Below are 16,438 nucleotides of genomic sequence, written 5' to 3' on the forward strand. Positions count from 1 at the left end.
TCAGCTCCGCTCAACCACAGACGTGGCCACAGCGGGACGCTGTACTCTGGCCCCCCACTCATAGAGCGCAAAAATCGCCACACAAAGCAGCGCCATCAGCACATAGAGCAACTGGCCGCTCCACTGTTCGAGGATCCAGCCGCCCAGCAGGGCACCTGCGGCCCCTCCCAACCCGGCCAGTGCACTGGCGCCAAAATAGCTTCCCTTGAGGTGGGTGGGGGCCATCTGGTCGATCAGCACGTTAAGCAGGGGGAACAGGATGGTCTCGCCGATGCTGAGCAGCAGCACGGCGCCAAACCAGTGGCTGCGCACCATCGGGTCCCCCAGCGCGAAGAGCAGCTGGGCCGCCAGAAAGAGCGCCATGCCGATATGAAGCCGTACCCGCACCGGCCAGCGCGACAACAAACGCAGCAGCGGAAATTGCAGCAGCACCACGGTCAGGGCATTGGTCGCCACCAGCAGAGCAACCAGCTCGGCCACCTGCGGCATACCGGCCCGAGTCAGGTATTGCACCAGCGGCGAGTGAAACTGGGAGTAGACCAGCACCATCAGGAGATTGGCCATCACCAGCAGCAGGAAGGCGCGATCCGCCAGCAACACCTTGATGGCATCCCGCAAGCCGGGCCCGGCAGTCCCCGGCTTGCCTGTGCTGCCAGCCCGGCGAAAGCCCCAGCCAAAGGCCAGCGCCAGCAGCAAATAGCTCACCACCAGAAACAGGAAGGTCTCCTGCTGGGCGTTGATCCCGAGGGTCACCCCGAGCAGCGGCCCCAACGCGGCCCCCAGGTTGAGCAGAAAATAGCGCAGGTGCAGTGCCAGCTCCCGCGCTTTGGCCGAGGCCAGACTGTCAGCCATCAGCGCCTTGCCGGGCGCATCGATGAGCCCCGACGAGAGGCCGCTGCCCATCACCCCGACCCCGAGCCAGAACACCGCATGGGAGAAACCGAGCAGGCCGAAACAGATCATCGCCACCAGACAACCGGCCAGCAGTATGCTGCGCCGTCCGAAGCGATCAGAGAGCCAGCCGCCGTAAAAACTGACCAGGGTAGAGAGGGCCATCGAGCCACCCAGCAACAGGCCGATGAAGGTGGCCGAAAGGTCATAGTCACGATAGAGCAGAATGGAGAGGAAAGGCCACACCATGTAGTAGCTGGTACGCACCATGAAGGTGCCCAGAATGACGATCCAGACCAGCGGGGTAAATTGCCTGAAGGTGCTCCATGACATCGCTATGCTCCATGCCCCGCAGCTCTTACCACAAGATCCTGTCATAAACGGGGAAAGCATTCAGTTGTAACAGAGGGCCTCAATAGAAACAACCCTCGCTCACCGACAAGGTGCAACCGGATGCAAAAAGGCCAGCCGATGGGCATCGGCTGGCCTTTTTATCGCAGGATTTCCCTCGGGCTAGCGCCAGGGGCTCTGCTGCCACAGACGCCCCAGTCCGGCTTCCAGCGCCTGCGCGCCCTGCTGCCCCAGCTTTTGGGTCAGGCTTTTTGGCTTGCGATAGCTGATGCCGATCACCTTGTGGTGGCTGGCCTGCGCCAGCAGGTAGTCATCGCTGGTGCAGAGGGTATCCACCAACCCCAGCCCCTTGGCCTGACTCGCCAGCCAGTGCTCGCCGGTCGTGACCTGATCGATATCGAGTTGCGGGCGGTGTTCTGCCACAAAGGCCTTGAAGCGCTCGTGGATCGCCGCCAGCTCCTCGCGAAACTTCTCGCGCCCCAGATCGTCGTTCTCACCGAACATGGTGATGGTGCGCTTATACTGACCGGCGGTGTGCATCTCGAATTCGATGTCGTGCTTTTTCAACAACTTGTTGAAGTTCGGCATCTGGGCGATCACCCCGATGGAGCCGACGATGGCAAAGGGGGCAGCCAGGATCTTGTCCGCCACGCAGGCCATCATGTAGCCGCCGCTCGCCGCCACCTTATCGATAGCCACGGTGAGCTTGATGTCACGATCGCGCAGCCGCTGCAGCTGGGAAGCGGCCAAGCCGTAGCCATGCACTACGCCACCACCGGATTCAAGCCGCAGCAGCACCTCGTCGCCGGGCTGGGCGACACCAATCACCGCACTCACCTCCTCGCGCAGGGAGGCCACCTCTTTGGCATCCATGCTGCCGTTGAAGTCGAGCACGAACAGGCGGCTGCGCTCATCACCGGCCTTGGCGCGCTTTTTCTGCTCCTCTTTCTGCTGCTTTTCCAGCACCTTGCGCTCTGCCTTGCTGGCAAGCGCGCTCTTGAGCGCAAACTGCCCCTGCTCCAGCTCGCTCGAGAGATCGGTCACCACCAGCTCACCCTTGCGCGCTTTCGGCTGGCGAGTGCTGACGATCATCAGGATGATGGCGCCGATGGCCAGCAGGAAGGTCACTGTCTTGGCCAGAAACAGGCCATATTCGGTCAGAAATGTCACGATGGACTCCAGAATGGATCGGTTTTCGTCACATTCTAGGGAGTTTGATGGAGGCGCGCAAAAAATCGCAGCCAGTGACCGGAAAAACCAACCCGAGCATCACAACCTCTCTATTTTCTTCACATTTTTCTTGCCGCTGGCTGGTCAAACAGGCGCGCGGATCAGTACACTTGGCGCCGATTGCCATGCACTTATGGCCGGAATTTGTTAACAGGAGTTGTCATGCTCGATTATCAGGCACCCCGCGATCTGCTCAAGGATAAAGTCATTCTGGTCACCGGTGCCGGCGACGGGATCGGCCGCGAAGCCGCCCTCACCTACGCCGCTCACGGTGCCACCGTGATCCTGCTCGGCCGCACCAGCGCCAAACTCGAAGCCGTGTATGACCAGATTGAAGCGGCCGGTTATCCGCTGCCCGCCATCGTGCCGGTGGATCTGAAAGGGGCCACCGCCGCCCACTACCGCGGCATGGCCGAAACCTTCGCCCAGCAGTTTGGCCGCCTCGATGGCGTGCTGTTCAACGCCGGTCTGCTCGGCACCCTCTCTCCGTTTGAACACATTCAGGAGAAGGAGTGGGACGAGGTGATGCAGGTCAACGTCAAATCGGAATTCCTGCTGACCCAGGCGCTGCTACCGCTGCTGCGCCAGACTGCCAAGGCGCAGGGCGATGCCTCCATCGTCTACACCTCCTCCAGCGTGGGGCGCAAGGGGCGCGCCTACTGGGGCACCTATGCCATCTCCAAATTTGCCATCGAGGGGATGATGGAAGTGCTGGCCGACGAGCTTGAGAACACAGGTGTGCGGGTCAATACCCTCAACCCGGGCGGTACCCGCACCAAGATGCGCGCCAGCGCCTTCCCGGCGGAAGATCCCATGAACCTCAAGACTCCGGCCGACCTGATGCCGCTCTACCTCTACCTGATGGGGTCGGACAGCCGCGGCAAAACCGGCCAGACCTTTGTGGCTCAGCCAAAATAAACAGGCGGCTCAGCCCAAATAAATCAATAAAATACCCAGAGTGTTGTGCGGCAGGGGTTAAATTGAATAGGGGGCACAGGCTCCCTGTTCGAACCACTGACCATTCTATCTCCAATCAGGTTGAACTATGTTTCGTCCCAAGAGCACGTTTGAGCAATGGCGGATCTTTCAGGCGGTGGTCGACTGCGGCGGCTACGCCCAGGCGGCCGAGGCGCTGAACAAGAGCCAGTCCTCCCTCAATCATGCGGTTGCGAAGTTGCAGCAGAGTCTGGGGGTGCCCTTGCTGGAGGTGCGCGGCCGCAAGGCGGTGCTGACCCCGGCGGGCGAGATCTTCCTCAAGCGGGCCCGTCAGTTGAGCCAACAGGTGGAAGAGCTGGAGAATCTGGCCAACAACCTGGAGCGGCAGTGGGAGCCGCAGATCAACCTCTATGTCTCGGCGCTGCAGCCAAGGGATCGCCTCTATCAGGCGCTGGCCAGCTTCTATCCCCGCAGCCGGGGTTGCCGGGTCAACCTGCACGAACGTATTCACTGCCACTTCAACGCCCTGCAACCGGGGGATCTGATGCTCTCCGAGCACCTGCCCGGCGATCGCACCGGTCTGCTGCTGGACGAGGTGTGCCTGCTGCCCCTCTGCGCCGCCAACCATCCGCTGGCACAAGAGGAGGGGGCGATCCGCAGCGATGTATTGACCAGCCACAACCAGATCAGCCTTCACCCCCCCATTCACCGCTCGGTGGACTGGAACGATGCGGATGACACCGGCTGGAAGGCGACCCACTACCACGAAGTGCTCGCCATGCTGCGCCTCGGCCTCGGCTATGCCTGGCTGCCGCGCCATCTGGTAGAGCGGGAGTTGGCGGAAGGTTCACTCATACAGCTGGATCTGGAAAGCGGCAACGAGCGCCACCTCTATACCTACCTGCTGACCCTCTCCCCCGAATCCCTCGGCCCCGCGACCGAGCTGCTGCTGCGCTGCCTGCGCAACGAATATCAGGGCGAATCAGCGCCGCTCCCGCACGCCCACTCCCAGCACGATAAATAACAGCCAGCTCCCCCGTCAGACGTTGGGCACCCGCCAGCTGGCGGCCAGTGCCACCAGTGCCAATCCCAACGCCACCATAAAGACCCCGTGGAAACTCCACACCTCCGCCACCACACCGGCGATGGCCCCTGCCATGATGGAGCCGGTGCGGATGCTGTTGGCAAACAGGGTGGTCGCCACCCCGGCTCGCCCCGGCATCAGATCCTGAAAGTAAGACATGCCGATCCCCGCCACGATACCGATGAAGATGGCGTTGAACAGCTGCAAGGCGATCAGAGCGTATTGATCGGTGAGGGTTACCAGACCTGTGTAAAAGGCCGCGCCAGCCAGCACCGCCAGCAACATCATGGGGCGCTTGCCAAAACGGGCCGTGTAGTAACCCGCCAGCAGCATGAATGGGATCTCCAGCGCCGCCGCCGTGCCCATCAGGATACCGGCAAGCTTCTCATCCATCCCGAGCTCCCGGGTGATGTAGAGCGGCATATTGATGAGGTACATGCTGTTGCAGGTCCACATCAGGGTGGAGGCGATAAAGAGCGCCCGCACCGCCGGATCCCGCCAGCTGCTGACCCGCTCGGTCTCTTCGGCCATTTTGGGCAGCGGCAGAGAGGGCAGCCAGCGCCACACCACCAGGGCACAGAGCAGATAGGCCAGTGCCGAGGCCAGGTACATCAGCTCAAAACCGTAGCCGATGGCCAGCGCGAAGGCGATGGGTGGGCCGATGACCCAGGCCAGCGAAAACTGGGCCCGCATCACCGAGCTGAACATGTCAGCCCGCCGGTTGCGGCTGTCAGAATACTCCCGCGCCAGCGCAAACAGCTGGGGACTGGCCGTGGCCGCCAGCGCCGCAAGCATGACCCCCAGACTCGACAGCAACCAGTAGTTGCGGTTCCAGGCAAACAGCAAGGAGAGCGCTACCCCGGCAAAGCAGCAGCGCAGGATCAGTCGCTTGCGATCCCCCTTGTTGTCAGAGCGATGGCCCAGCCACTGGCTGACCAGAATGCCCACCACGGCGTTGATGGTATAGAAGAGCCCGACCAGAAAGGGGCGCACATGCACCTCTTCGGCCAGAAACAGACTTAAGGTGGGCACCTGCAGTGCCACCGCGACGCCGGTCATAAAGGTCACGGCAAGAAATGAAAGAGAGACGGGATCCGGGCGTTTGACCGCCGCTATCGACAAGCTCATAGGGTTACCACTGGTTGGAGGGACGATACGGGCTAACGGGCGGCAGCCGTATGAAAATTCGGCGCCTATCTTATGTCACTATCAAGAGCGGGCTCAAGGATGCATAAGCAGGTGTGCGCCTTGCGAGGGAGGCCGCGACCCCGTAGAGTGAAAGCCCATCCTGCCAGCACAAGGAGTTCGCATGTTTGATTTTGATCAGGAAGTAGACCGCAGTGGCACCATGAGCCTTAAATGGGACAAGTACAAGGGTCAGGATGTGCTGCCCATGTGGGTTGCCGATACCGACTTTGTCTCCCCCCCGTCCGTGATTGAGGCGTTGACCAAACGAGTCGCCCACGGCATTTTCGGCTATTCACGCCCCTCGCCGCGCCTGATCGAACTCATTATCGAACGGATGGCGACCCGCTATGGCTGGGCTATCGAGCCCGAATGGCTGGTGTTCCTGCCCGGCGTGGTGCCGGGGCTCAACCTTGCCTGCAAGGCGTGGAGCCAGCATGGCCGTGGCATCATCACCCCCAAGCCGGTCTACTACCCCTTCCTGCAGGCGCCGGGCTTCAATGATCGCCCCCTGCTCACCGTGCCGATGATTGAAGAGGCGGGTCGTTGGGTGCTGGATCTGGCAGAGCTTGAGCGTCAGGCCCCCGCCGCAGATCTGCTGCTGCTCTGCAACCCACACAACCCGGGCGGCACCATCTTCACCCGTGGCGAGCTGCTGGCCATCGATGCCATCGCCGCGCGCCACAATCTGGTGATCTGCTCCGATGAAATCCACTGCGATCTGCTGCTGGATAAAAACGCCCGCCACATTCCCTACGGCGCCATCAGTGCACAAGCGGCCGAGCGCTGCGCGGTGATGATGGCCCCGAGCAAGACCTTCAATATCGCCGGTCTCTGCTGCTCCTTCGCCATTATCCCCAACGCCCGTCTGCGCTTCAGGCTGCAGCAGGCGATGCGCGGCATCAGCGCCGACGTCAACCTGCTGGGCTTTGTCGCCGCCGAAGCAGCCTATGAGGGTGGCGAACAGTGGCTGACCGAGCAACTCGACTATCTGGCGGCCAATCTGGCCCTGATCCAGCAGGCGGTTGCCCGCTGGCCCGGCGTCAAGCAGGCCAACCATCAGGCGACGTATCTGGCCTGGATCAATGTGAGCGCCCTTGGCCTTGCCGATCCCATCGCCTTCTTCGAGCAGGCCGGCGTCGGTCTCTCCCCCGGCGCTCAGTTTGGCGACGGTCAGTTCGTGCGGCTCAACTTCGGCTGCACCAGGGCACGGCTGACCGACGCGCTGGCGCGGATGGAGCGGGCAATCCTCAACCACAACAAGCCCTGATCAGCCAGCAACGGGATGGGCAAGCCCCATCCCTTTTTCCCCTGTGTCATCAGCCAGCGGTCAACTCAGTCAACGGTCAATTATGTCTCTACGGATCTTGCATCACCTTCTGCTCCCCCTCTGTGCACTCTCTGCGCTGCTCCCCTTTGGCAGCCAGGCGCTGACTATCGGAACAGGCCCGCTCAACGGGGTCTACTACCCGACCGGTGGCGCCATCTGCCGGGTACTCAATGCCGGCCATGCCCTGCATGGGGACAGCTGCACCGTGCAGAGCACCCGTGGCTCGATGGCCAACCTCAAGGCACTCGACAAGGGGGACGTACAGCTGGCGCTGGTGCAATCCGATGTGTTGCACCACGCCCTGCACGGCACCGGCCCCTTCAGTGGGCAGGGGGCCAACAATGAGCTGCGCAGCCTGTTTCGCCTCTATCAGGAGTCGTTGACCCTGCTGGCCGCACCCAATAGCGGCATCACCACCCTGGCAGATATCGAAGGGAAACGGGTCTATCCGGGCAACAACGGCGCCGGTGAACAGATCACCAGCCAGGCCCTGATGGCGGCCATGGGATGGCAACCCGGGCAGTTTGCTGCCTATCAACTCAAGTCGGACAGCGAACCGCTGGAAGGGCTGTGCGATGGCTCGCTGGATGCCGCGTTTGTGGTTGCCGGTCACCCCAGTCTGGCGGTCGGCGATCTGATCAGCCGCTGCAAGGTGCGCCTCATCCCCATCGAAGGGGAGCAGATCGACAGGCTGCTCAAGCAACACCCCTACTACCAGCGCAGCCGCATCGCCGCCAACCTCTATCCGGGGCAGACCACCGCCATCAACAACATCGGGATGAGTGCCGAACTGGTGGCGCTGGCCAGCCTGCCGGACCCCATCGTCCGAACCGTGCGCGATACCCTGCTGGCCCGGGTCAAACAGTTCAGTCGGCTGCACCCTGCCCTGAGCAAGGTGACGCCCGAGCAGTTGCAGGCGCAAACCGAGCTGCCCCTCCATGCTGGGATGTCGGATCAACCGCCAGAGCCCTTGCCACTGACTCCCGAGCAGTTAACCGCGGAACAGCTGACACCGGAGCCGTTAACACCAGCGCCATCGACCTCAGAGGCTGCACCAACGGCAGAGCAGGTGAGTGCCGCCGACGGGACGACAACGCCCATTGAGGCGCCTTCTGACGCGACCGCCACCAGCAGTGCCGCAGTGGCAACAGAAGCCACAGAGGTTAATCCCTTGCCCGAAGAGGCACTTGAGGTCACCCCCGAGCTCACTGCTACGCCGACCACAGAGGGTGAGAGCGTGGCCCCTTCGGCCGCAGCGTCAACTGCGCCAGCACCATCGGCTGCCGTTTCGACTCAGTGGCCACAAAGCACCTCTGCGGCCACTGCGCCGCAGCACTGAGTGGTCAGCACCCACAAATGCATCAGGGCAGCCTCGGCTGCCCTGATTATTGATATGCGCTCGACAGTGGCGAAGTCGATTGGCCTGCTCACCTTGCCGCCCCGCTACGGCTCCATCACCCGGGTCAGATAGGGGTTGGGCTTCTGGATCTCCTCCTCCACCCAGTGCAGCAACTGCTTGATGGCCCGCGACAATACCTGATTCTGGCGCACCACGTAGCCCAGACTGGTACCGGGAAAGTCGCCGAGGCTGGTGACCGGCGCGGTGAGGTTGAGGCGCGGATGCAGGGAGAAGTCCGGCACGATGGCGACACCAAAGCCCGCCTCGGCCCAATCGAGCTGGGCGTCCACGCTGCCCACCTCCATGATGCGACAGGGGGGCAAGGCCAGCAGCGGCAGGGACGGGTCGATCAGCGCCCGGGTACGGGTGTCGTGACCGAGCAGGATCAGGGTCGGCTCGTCGAGGGGGTCGCTCTCTCCCGCCACCGCCCGCGCCTGCCAGCGGGCAAGGCCGTGGCCCAGCGCGCACCATGTTACCTGTTGCAGCTCGGTATAGAAGAGCGGCTCGCTGCGCTTTTGCGCCATCACGAAGCCCAGATCCGCCTTGCCCGCCTTGACCAGCTCGGCGGCCTGATCCGAAGTGGTGTTGAACAGGGTGAGGTCGATGCCGGGGAACTCCCGCTTGAAGCGCTGGAACGGCTGGATAAGCAGCAGGCGGGAGATAATGTCGCTGGCGGCGATGGCCAGCGTCCCCTGACTGAGCTGGTTGAGGGCATTGAGATCAGACTGGCAGAGCTGCAACTCGGCAATGGTGCGCTCGGCGCTTTGCAGCAGCCGCTCCCCCGCCTGCGTCAGGCGAAATGGGCTGCGCTCGATCAGCCGCACCCGGGTCGCCTGCTCCAGCCGTTTGATATGCAGGCTGACATTGGGTTGGGTCATGTGCAGTTCGGTGGCGGTCTGGCCAAAATGTTGCAATCGGGCCAGGGTGACAAAGGTTTGCAGCCAGTGAATATCCAGCATAAGAGTCCCTCAACCCGCGAGGTGCGGGGCTTGCCAGGCAAAATCGGACGGTTTGCCGCTTAATTGGCCATAATTATATGGTTCTCTTATCGGAATTATAAAGATAATTAATTTTTCTAATCAGCATCAGGCTCCTAGGATGGACGCCTAACGTCTTAGGAGAAAGAGTCATGTCGTCTATCGTAGTCGTAGGTGCTAACTGGGGTGATGAAGGCAAAGGCCGCATCGTGGATTATCTGGCAGGTCAAGCTGGCGCCAGCATTCGCTTCCAGGGCGGCAACAACGCTGGCCACACCGTGGTCAACGACCTTGGCACCTTCAAGCTGCACCAGGTTCCGAGTGGCGTATTCAACCCGGATTGCCTGGTTGTCCTCGGCCCGGGCATGGTGATCAGCCCCGAGAAACTGACCGTCGAACTGGATGAAGTCAAAGCCTCCGGCGTGACTCCGAAGCTGGCCATCTCTGACCGCGCAACCCTGTGCCTGCCGCTGCACGCGCTGGAAGATACCCTGGAAGAGCAGCGTCTGGGTGACGGCGCCTATGGCTCCACCCGTCAGGGCATCGCTCCTGCCTACGGCGATCGCGTGATGAAGAAAGCGATCCTGGTCGGCTGGCTGAAACAGCCGGACGTACTGGTCGAGCGCATCCAGTTCATGCTGGACTGGAAACTGCCGCAGATGAAGGCTATCTACCCCTCCTTCGAATTCACCCAGACTGCCCAGGAGATGGCCGACTGGCTGCTGGAAGTCTCTGCACCCTGGATCGACGCCGTCTGCAACGTCAGCATGCCGCTCAAAGCGCTGCAGGCCGAAGGCAAGACCCTGCTGTTCGAAGCCCAGCTGGGCGCTGGCCGTGACCTGATCTACGGCGAATACCCCTGGGTGACCTCCTCCCACGTATCTGGCGCCTACGCCGGTATCGGTGGCGGTCTGCCGGGTCTGCGCCCGGAGCGCGTCATCGCAGTGGCCAAGGCATTCAGCTCCTCTGTCGGTACCGGCACCCTGCTGACCGCCATGGAGAACCAGGACGAGTTCCGCAAGATCACCAACGAGTTCGGTGCCACCACTGGCCGTCCCCGTGATGTCGGTTACTTCGACGCCGTCGCCACCAAGAACGGTGTCGAGCTGCAAGCCGCCACCGAAGTGGCTCTGACCAAGCTGGACTGCCTGACCGGTCTGCCAGATCTGAAGATCTGCGTGGCCTACGAAGGTGCCCACACCGAGAACCCAATTTGGCCGCAAACCGCTGCCCTGAAGCCGGTTTACGAGCAGATGGAAAGCTGGAGCGAAGACATCACCGGTTGCCGCACTTTCGAAGAGCTGCCCAAAGCGGCCCAGCAGTACGTGCTGCGTATCGAAGAGCTGCTCGGCGTACCGGTTCCGATGGTTTCCGTCGGCCCGGGCCGTGACGAGATGATCCTGCGCTAAGCCGCACCTCTTATCGTCAAACAAAAAACCGGCATCCCTGATGCCGGTTTTTTTATGGCTGCTATTTACCTTATCGCCATAAAAACCACCCAAAGGCTCAATTAACTTACCAATCGACCTCACATTGAGCCGTTCTGCAATAACATTCTACCCTGCCCTCGTTAAAGTCAACCCATTACCACACGAGGAGTCACCCGATGAAATTGCTAAAACAGAGTGCCCTGTTGCCACTGCTCTGCCTGACGGCCATGCCAGCCTTTGCCATGACCCTGAAGAGCGCGGATATTCACGAAGGCCAGTTGATGGACAAACAGTCCAGCTTCAACGGCTTTGGCTGCAGCGGCGACAACCACTCGCCCCAACTTAGCTGGCAGGATCTGCCGGCAGGCACCAAGAGTGTTGCCATCACCGCCTATGACCCCGATGCCCCTACCGGCAGCGGTTGGTGGCACTGGCTGGTGGTTAACCTGCCTGCCACCCAGAGCGAACTGGCCAGCAATGCCTCTGGCAAGCTCAAGCAGGGATTGGAGATCCGCACCGACTTTGGCAGCCAGGGTTACGGCGGCCCCTGCCCGCCCGCTGGTCACGGCATGCACCGCTATCAGTTCACCGCCTGGGCCCTGCCCCATGATCTCGAGGTGAAGGCCGATACCCCGCCCGCGATGGTAGGCTACATGCTCAACAGCATGGCGCTCGGCAAAGCCACTCTGACCGCCACCTTCGTCACCCCCTAGGAGCCAACCGGATGAGCACTCCCCTGCTGCAACAGAGCCACTATCTCGGGATCCGCCAGCAGCCCCTGCACCGGGTGCTCATCTACGCCCCGACCCTCATCTGGGTCACCCAGGGGAGCAAGCAACTGTGGTGGCGCGAGCGACGTCTGTCGTTTGACAGGGAGCGGTGGCTGCTGATCCCGGCAGGCCACCAGCTCACCTTCGTCAATCAGCCGGAGCAGGGCAAATTTCGCTCCCACGCCATCACACTGCTGACTCCACCACCGCCGGAGTGGCTGGCCGAGTCAGCCCCTTCCCACGCCGACCTGGAGGAACCCGCCGTCAAGATCACCCCCGGGCTCGCTTTCTGCTTTGAACTCATCAGCACCATGGCCGAACGGGGACTGAGCGAGGCGACCCAGGTCGAACTGCTGCGCGGCTTCTATGTCGAGCTGCGGGCCGCCAACGCCCTCGGGTTGCTCTTTCCCGCCAGCACCATGACCCTCGCAGAGCGGCTGGCCCGCTACCTGGCGGTGGAACCCGGCATCGCTCACACCCTGGAGGCGGTGGCCCCCCACTTCTCCATGAGTCGCGCCTCCATGGTGCGCAAGCTGGCCGCCGAAGGTCGCAGCTTTCGCCAGTTGCTGGCTCAGGTGCGGATGAGTCACGCCCTCAACCTGTTGCAACAGGGCCTGACCCCGCTGGAGGTCGCCCTCGCCTGCGGTTATGACTCCCCCAGCCGCTTTGCCGCTCGCTTCAAACAGGAGTTCGGCCTGACGCCCCACCAATACCTGCACACCTGCCCTGCCAGATTGGCGAGCAATGACCAGTAAAATATTACTTAAAATCAATTCTATGTAACCTGATGTAACCCGGTGATCCCGCTCACATTGCCACCTCTTCAGAGTGTGATCTCGCTCCAGCGCTCCCTTTTCCCTTGCCATACAATGGCTACCGAACACCTTTTCACTAAAAATAAGCGTAAAAAATCTTCCTTTTAACCTACATAAACGGAATTGGAGTGAGCAATGTTTCGTAAAACTTTACTCTCGGTAGCCCTCGGCACCGCCCTGTTCGGACTGACTGCCTGCAACGATAACCAGACAGAGAGCAGCACAGTCGCCAAACCGGAGCAGGCCATCCAGTACAAGGACGTGATCGACCGTCGGGGAACACCGACCCAATTCCGCGACTTTGACAGCTACTCCAACCTCAAATACAACCCGCTGCTCGATCTGGGGGCATGGCACGGTTTCCTGCTGCCTGCCAGCGACAAGGAGTGGGGGGGCTTTACCGGCCCCATGGTCATCTCCGAGGAGTACAGCCTCTTCTTTGCCAGCGAGCTGGACAAGCTCACCCTCAGCGATGCGAGCGGCCGCCCGTTCCCGCTCACCAGCGCCCGCAAGCAGGAGGTGTACGCCATTCCCGGTGCGCTGGTGCAACGCTTCGAGTTCGAGCCCTTCACGCTGGAGCTGGAGCTGCGTTATGGCGATGCCCGCACCGCCCTTATCCGCACCCGACTCATCAACCAGACCGAGGCACCGCTCACCCTCCACCTCAACTGGCAGGGCGAGTTGCTCAATCAATGGGATGCCAAGGATACGATTGCCAGCAAATATCCAGGCTGGACTCGCACCATCAGCGAGAGCGACAAAGGAATCGAATTCCAGTTCGGCAAACTGCGCAGCACCTGGAACATCATGCAGAGCGGCAGCGCCCGCTATCGCATCGACCGCACCCTGCCAAGCCGCACCACCCTCGACCAGAAGACACTGGGCTACCAAAGTGACGCCAGCATTACCCTGGCCGCCAAGGGGAGCGAGGATATCTACACCCTGCAGAGCTATCTCCACTCCGCAGATGACGCCAGCCGCCATCAACAGAGCCGTCAGGCCCTGCTGGCCGACCCGGCCAACTATTTTGCCGACTCCATCCGCCGCTGGGAGGGCTACCTTGCCAACGGTCTCTCCAATCAGGGGATCCCCGAGTCGGAGCGTCGCATCGCCGTCAAGGCAATGGAGACCCTCAATGGCAACTGGCGCTCCCCGGCTGGCGCCATCCTCCACGACGGGGTGACCCCCTCCAATACCGCCCGCTGGTTCGACGGGGTCTGGGCTTGGGACAGCTGGAAGCACGCCTATGCCATGGCGCACTTCAACCCTGAGGTGGCCAAGAACAACGTGCGCGCCATGTATGACTATCAGGTACAGCCGGATGATGCGGTACGACCACAGGATGCGGGCATGGTGATCGACGCCGTCTTCTACAACAAGCTGGCGGATCGCGGTGGCGATGGCGGCAACTGGAACGAGCGCGACACCAAGCCGCCCCTCTCTGCCTGGGCCATCTGGGAAATCTACAGCGCCACCAAGGACAAGGCCTTTATCGCCGAGATGTATCCCAAGCTGCAGGCCTACCACGACTGGTGGTACCGCGCGCGGGACAACAACCACAACGGCATCATCGAATATGGCGCCACCAAGCATGTGGAGCACAACGACGAGTACGGCAATATCACCTTCAAGGTGCAGTACTCCAACGGTATTCCCGCCGGGCTGGATCTCTCCAGCTGTACCAGTGAGGGGGATGGCTGGTATGCCTGCGCCGGTATGCCGCTCTATCAACAGGTGTTAAACGTGGGCGGGTACAGCGACATGGATATCGGTGCCCAGCACGGCGCCGGTTGGGAGTCCGGCATGGACAACGCCGCCCGCTTCGGCTTTATCGAACCGGGCCAGCTGCAACGTTATGCCGACAAGACCTATGGCGGAGATTTGGCCAAGGCTCGTCAGGACTGGAACGTCGCCTTCTTTGAAAACCATCAGGACAATGGCGATTTGATCGGCTTCTCCATCGATCAGGAGTCAGTGGAGCTCAACGCCTTCCTCGCCAAAGAGAAACGCATTCTGGCAGACATGGCCGACCTGCTTGGCAAGCCGGTCGACGCGAGCCGCTACCGCGATGGCGCGACCCAGCTGGCTGGCTACATCAACAGCTGCATGTTCGATGAGGCATCAGGCTTCTATTACGATCGCCAGATTACTCAGGGGGATGTTGCTGACGGCAACGGCTGCGTCGGCAAATTGCTGACCGCCCGCGGCCGTGGCCCGGAAGGGTGGAGCCCGCTCTGGGCAGAGGTCGCCGACAAGGAGAAAGCGGCGCGGGTGCGTGAGGTGATGCTCAACGCCCAGGAGTTCAACACAAAGATCCCGCTGGGCACAGCGGCGCTGACCAACCCGGCCTACGATCCCAATATCTACTGGCGCGGCCGGGTATGGCTCGATCAGTTCTACTTCGGGGTGAAGGGGCTGGAGAACTACGGCTACCGCAGCGATGCCGAGGCTCTGGTCAACAAGCTGTTCAACAACGCAGAGGGCTTGGCGGGCAGCGGCCCCATCCGCGAAAACTACAATCCGGAGACCGGCGCCATGCAGGGGGCAAGCAACTTCAGCTGGAGCTCGGCTCACCTCTATATGCTCTATCGCAACTTCCTGAAACCACAGGCGTAAGCTTGCTCCACCATGCAAAAGGCCTCCGGATGGAGGCCTTTCTGTTTTCACTCAAGTTGCACTCACACAATACCCGCCACACGGCAGGTACGGGCTAGTCTTAGCCGTTCGTGAGCGGCAAAGAGAGGCGTTTGGCCAGTGCCTGAAAGTGCTGGCTCACCTCAGCCCCGAACAGGGGGTCGCCAATGGCGCGGTTCTGCCAGTTTTGCTCCAGATGACGCCAGTCATCCTCGGTCAGGGAGTCACGCAGATGGGGGAAGATCACCCCCTCTTCATAGTTCATGTGTGCCTCTTGCAATTCCACGAAGCGCTCCAGCTTGGTGGTGAACTGGTCGAGCGGAATCACCGCATCCATCAGGATCATCTCCACCATCTCCTTGAGATCGGCCCCGGCCTCCAGCAGCTTGACGTGCTCCTCCTGCAGGCGGTTGGCGACCTCACCCTCCACCACCCGATATTTCAGGTAGTAGTCATAGATGAGGTCTTCCTTGGGATGGTGGTACTTGTCAGAGACCTCCCGCAGGTAGTCGATGACATCGCGCACCAGAAAATAGCTGATGGGCTCTTCGGCACGGATGGCTGCCAGCTTGTGCTTGAGCAGCTCCAAAAGTCGGGCGATGTTGAGATGGTCCTTGTGCAGACTGGATAACATGGGCACTCCTTGGCTCTGAATTAATCTTATGTCCCTGAGTATACGGTCATTTGTCGCCCGAACTTTGCACTCAATCAAGTGGGATGCAGACAGATTTCCACTCTATCGGACTCTTGCCCTGTTGTTCCAGCAAGCGATTGGTCTCGCTAAAGTGACCGCAACCGATGAAACCGCGGTGGGCAGAGAGTGGGCTCGGGTGCGGCGCGGTCAGCACATAGTGGCGCTGACGGTCGATGAAACGTCCCTTCTTCTGGGCGTGGGCACCCCACAGCAGGAACACCACACCCTGACAACTGGCATTGATCTGCTCGATGACCCGATCGGTAAAGGTCTCCCATCCCAGATGGGCGTGGGAATGGGCCTGACCGGCCTGCACCGTCAGCACAGTGTTGAGCAGCAGGACCCCCTGTTTGGCCCAGGATTCGAGAAAGCCGTGATTGGGTGTGACGAAACCTGGCAGGTCACGCTGCATCTCTTTATAAATGTTGACCAGTGAGGGAGGCGTACGCACGCCGGGCAGAACGGAGAAACAGAGACCGTGCGCCTGATTGGGGCCGTGGTAGGGATCCTGCCCCAGGATCACCACCTTGACCTGATCCAGCTCGGTCAGCTTGAAGGCATTGAACACATCGGTAGCTGGCGGGTAGATCACCTTGCCCGCTTCCCGCTCGGCTCTGACAGTTGCCAGCGTACTCTTGAAATAGTCCTGCTCTTTCTCAGAGCCAATCACATCACTCCAGGTCAGCACCCCGGCCTCCTCACTTGATACGGC

15 protein-coding genes are annotated in these 16,438 nt (G+C 61.3%); 9 read left to right on the top strand and 6 right to left on the bottom strand.

Annotated features, from left to right (window positions below; all coding sequences use genetic code 11):
* Both A9G06_RS01480 and sohB read right to left on the bottom strand, forming a co-directional pair.
* On the bottom strand, positions 1–1,224 hold the full coding sequence (locus A9G06_RS01480) for an MFS transporter (RefSeq protein ID WP_069554053.1): 1,224 nt from the start codon (positions 1,222–1,224) through the stop codon (positions 1–3).
* A gap of 180 nt (positions 1,225–1,404) precedes the next feature.
* On the bottom strand, positions 1,405–2,412 hold the full coding sequence (sohB, locus tag A9G06_RS01485) for a protease SohB (protein ID WP_069554054.1): 1,008 nt from the start codon (positions 2,410–2,412) through the stop codon (positions 1,405–1,407).
* A gap of 13 nt (positions 2,413–2,425) precedes the next feature.
* Here sohB and A9G06_RS21820 point away from each other — a divergent pair, with 13 nt between their 5' ends.
* The 3 genes from A9G06_RS21820 to A9G06_RS01495 all read left to right on the top strand — a co-directional run bounded on the left by A9G06_RS21820 (position 2,426) and on the right by A9G06_RS01495 (position 4,432).
* The gene (locus A9G06_RS21820; RefSeq protein WP_139126126.1) at positions 2,426–2,623 is read left to right on the top strand and encodes a hypothetical protein; all 198 of its coding nucleotides are present in this window, start codon (positions 2,426–2,428) and stop codon (positions 2,621–2,623) included.
* 11 nt (positions 2,624–2,634) lie between these two features.
* The gene (locus tag A9G06_RS01490; RefSeq protein WP_005334909.1) at positions 2,635–3,390 is read left to right on the top strand and encodes a YciK family oxidoreductase; all 756 of its coding nucleotides are present in this window, start codon (positions 2,635–2,637) and stop codon (positions 3,388–3,390) included.
* Between the two features lie 127 nt (positions 3,391–3,517).
* Complete coding sequence (locus A9G06_RS01495; RefSeq protein ID WP_069554055.1) at positions 3,518–4,432, top strand: LysR family transcriptional regulator; 915 nt, start codon at positions 3,518–3,520, stop codon at positions 4,430–4,432.
* A gap of 15 nt (positions 4,433–4,447) precedes the next feature.
* Here A9G06_RS01495 and A9G06_RS01500 read toward each other — a convergent pair whose 3' ends face one another.
* A complete protein-coding gene (locus tag A9G06_RS01500) occupies positions 4,448–5,620 on the bottom strand; it encodes an MFS transporter (RefSeq protein WP_069554056.1) in 1,173 nt (390 codons plus the stop codon).
* A gap of 181 nt (positions 5,621–5,801) precedes the next feature.
* On the opposite strand from A9G06_RS01500, the gene A9G06_RS01505 reads away from it, so the two are divergent.
* Positions 5,802–6,947 carry a MalY/PatB family protein gene (locus A9G06_RS01505; protein WP_069554057.1) on the top strand — a complete coding sequence of 382 codons (1,146 nt, stop codon included), beginning with the start codon at positions 5,802–5,804 and terminating at the stop codon, positions 6,945–6,947.
* An 82-nt stretch (positions 6,948–7,029) separates the two neighbouring features.
* Positions 7,030–8,346, top strand: coding sequence for a TAXI family TRAP transporter solute-binding subunit (locus A9G06_RS01510; protein WP_083243717.1), 1,317 nt, complete (start codon positions 7,030–7,032; stop codon positions 8,344–8,346).
* 104 nt (positions 8,347–8,450) lie between these two features.
* Here the strand turns inward: A9G06_RS01510 and A9G06_RS01515 are convergent, their stop codons facing one another.
* Positions 8,451–9,365: a LysR family transcriptional regulator gene (locus A9G06_RS01515; protein ID WP_005353868.1), complete on the bottom strand. Its 915-nt coding sequence runs from the start codon at positions 9,363–9,365 to the stop codon at positions 8,451–8,453.
* Between the two features lie 170 nt (positions 9,366–9,535).
* On the opposite strand from A9G06_RS01515, the gene A9G06_RS01520 reads away from it, so the two are divergent.
* The 4 genes from A9G06_RS01520 to ygjK all read left to right on the top strand — a co-directional run bounded on the left by A9G06_RS01520 (position 9,536) and on the right by ygjK (position 15,014).
* A complete protein-coding gene (locus tag A9G06_RS01520) occupies positions 9,536–10,792 on the top strand; it encodes an adenylosuccinate synthetase (RefSeq protein WP_005334922.1) in 1,257 nt (418 codons plus the stop codon).
* A 197-nt stretch (positions 10,793–10,989) separates the two neighbouring features.
* Positions 10,990–11,526, top strand: a complete 537-nt coding sequence (locus A9G06_RS01525) for a YbhB/YbcL family Raf kinase inhibitor-like protein (protein ID WP_069554058.1) — start codon at positions 10,990–10,992, stop codon at positions 11,524–11,526.
* Positions 11,527–11,537: 11 nt separating this feature from the next.
* Entirely contained in the window at positions 11,538–12,338 is an 801-nt protein-coding gene (locus tag A9G06_RS01530) for an AraC family transcriptional regulator (protein ID WP_069554059.1), read from the top strand.
* A 195-nt stretch (positions 12,339–12,533) separates the two neighbouring features.
* On the top strand, positions 12,534–15,014 hold the full coding sequence (gene ygjK / locus A9G06_RS01535; protein WP_069554060.1) for an alpha-glucosidase: 2,481 nt from the start codon (positions 12,534–12,536) through the stop codon (positions 15,012–15,014).
* Between the two features lie 100 nt (positions 15,015–15,114).
* Here ygjK and A9G06_RS01540 read toward each other — a convergent pair whose 3' ends face one another.
* Positions 15,115–15,666, bottom strand: a complete 552-nt coding sequence (locus A9G06_RS01540) for a hemerythrin domain-containing protein (RefSeq protein ID WP_005362195.1) — start codon at positions 15,664–15,666, stop codon at positions 15,115–15,117.
* Between the two features lie 70 nt (positions 15,667–15,736).
* Positions 15,737–16,414: a uracil-DNA glycosylase gene (ung, locus tag A9G06_RS01545; RefSeq protein WP_005353881.1), complete on the bottom strand. Its 678-nt coding sequence runs from the start codon at positions 16,412–16,414 to the stop codon at positions 15,737–15,739.
* Between the last annotated feature and the right edge of the window lie 24 nt (positions 16,415–16,438).

This window comes from Aeromonas sp. DNP9 (assembly GCF_001728955.1).
Taxonomy (GTDB): domain Bacteria; phylum Pseudomonadota; class Gammaproteobacteria; order Enterobacterales; family Aeromonadaceae; genus Aeromonas; species Aeromonas veronii.

What these genes read in the sequence shown, in the direction of transcription:
- A9G06_RS01500 (WP_069554056.1), bottom strand. Translation starts at nt 5,620, where the DNA reads ATGAGCTTGTCGATAGCGGCGGTCAAACGCCCGGATCCCGTCTCTCTT.
- A9G06_RS01515 (WP_005353868.1), bottom strand. Translation starts at nt 9,365, where the DNA reads ATGCTGGATATTCACTGGCTGCAAACCTTTGTCACCCTGGCCCGATTG.
- A9G06_RS21820 (WP_139126126.1), top strand. Translation starts at nt 2,426, where the DNA reads ATGGATCGGTTTTCGTCACATTCTAGGGAGTTTGATGGAGGCGCGCAA.
- A9G06_RS01490 (WP_005334909.1), top strand. Translation starts at nt 2,635, where the DNA reads ATGCTCGATTATCAGGCACCCCGCGATCTGCTCAAGGATAAAGTCATT.
- A9G06_RS01540 (WP_005362195.1), bottom strand. Translation starts at nt 15,666, where the DNA reads ATGTTATCCAGTCTGCACAAGGACCATCTCAACATCGCCCGACTTTTG.
- A9G06_RS01520 (WP_005334922.1), top strand. Translation starts at nt 9,536, where the DNA reads ATGTCGTCTATCGTAGTCGTAGGTGCTAACTGGGGTGATGAAGGCAAA.
- A9G06_RS01525 (WP_069554058.1), top strand. Translation starts at nt 10,990, where the DNA reads ATGAAATTGCTAAAACAGAGTGCCCTGTTGCCACTGCTCTGCCTGACG.
- ygjK (WP_069554060.1), top strand. Translation starts at nt 12,534, where the DNA reads ATGTTTCGTAAAACTTTACTCTCGGTAGCCCTCGGCACCGCCCTGTTC.
- A9G06_RS01495 (WP_069554055.1), top strand. Translation starts at nt 3,518, where the DNA reads ATGTTTCGTCCCAAGAGCACGTTTGAGCAATGGCGGATCTTTCAGGCG.
- A9G06_RS01530 (WP_069554059.1), top strand. Translation starts at nt 11,538, where the DNA reads ATGAGCACTCCCCTGCTGCAACAGAGCCACTATCTCGGGATCCGCCAG.
- A9G06_RS01510 (WP_083243717.1), top strand. Translation starts at nt 7,030, where the DNA reads ATGTCTCTACGGATCTTGCATCACCTTCTGCTCCCCCTCTGTGCACTC.
- A9G06_RS01505 (WP_069554057.1), top strand. Translation starts at nt 5,802, where the DNA reads ATGTTTGATTTTGATCAGGAAGTAGACCGCAGTGGCACCATGAGCCTT.
- A9G06_RS01480 (WP_069554053.1), bottom strand. Translation starts at nt 1,224, where the DNA reads ATGTCATGGAGCACCTTCAGGCAATTTACCCCGCTGGTCTGGATCGTC.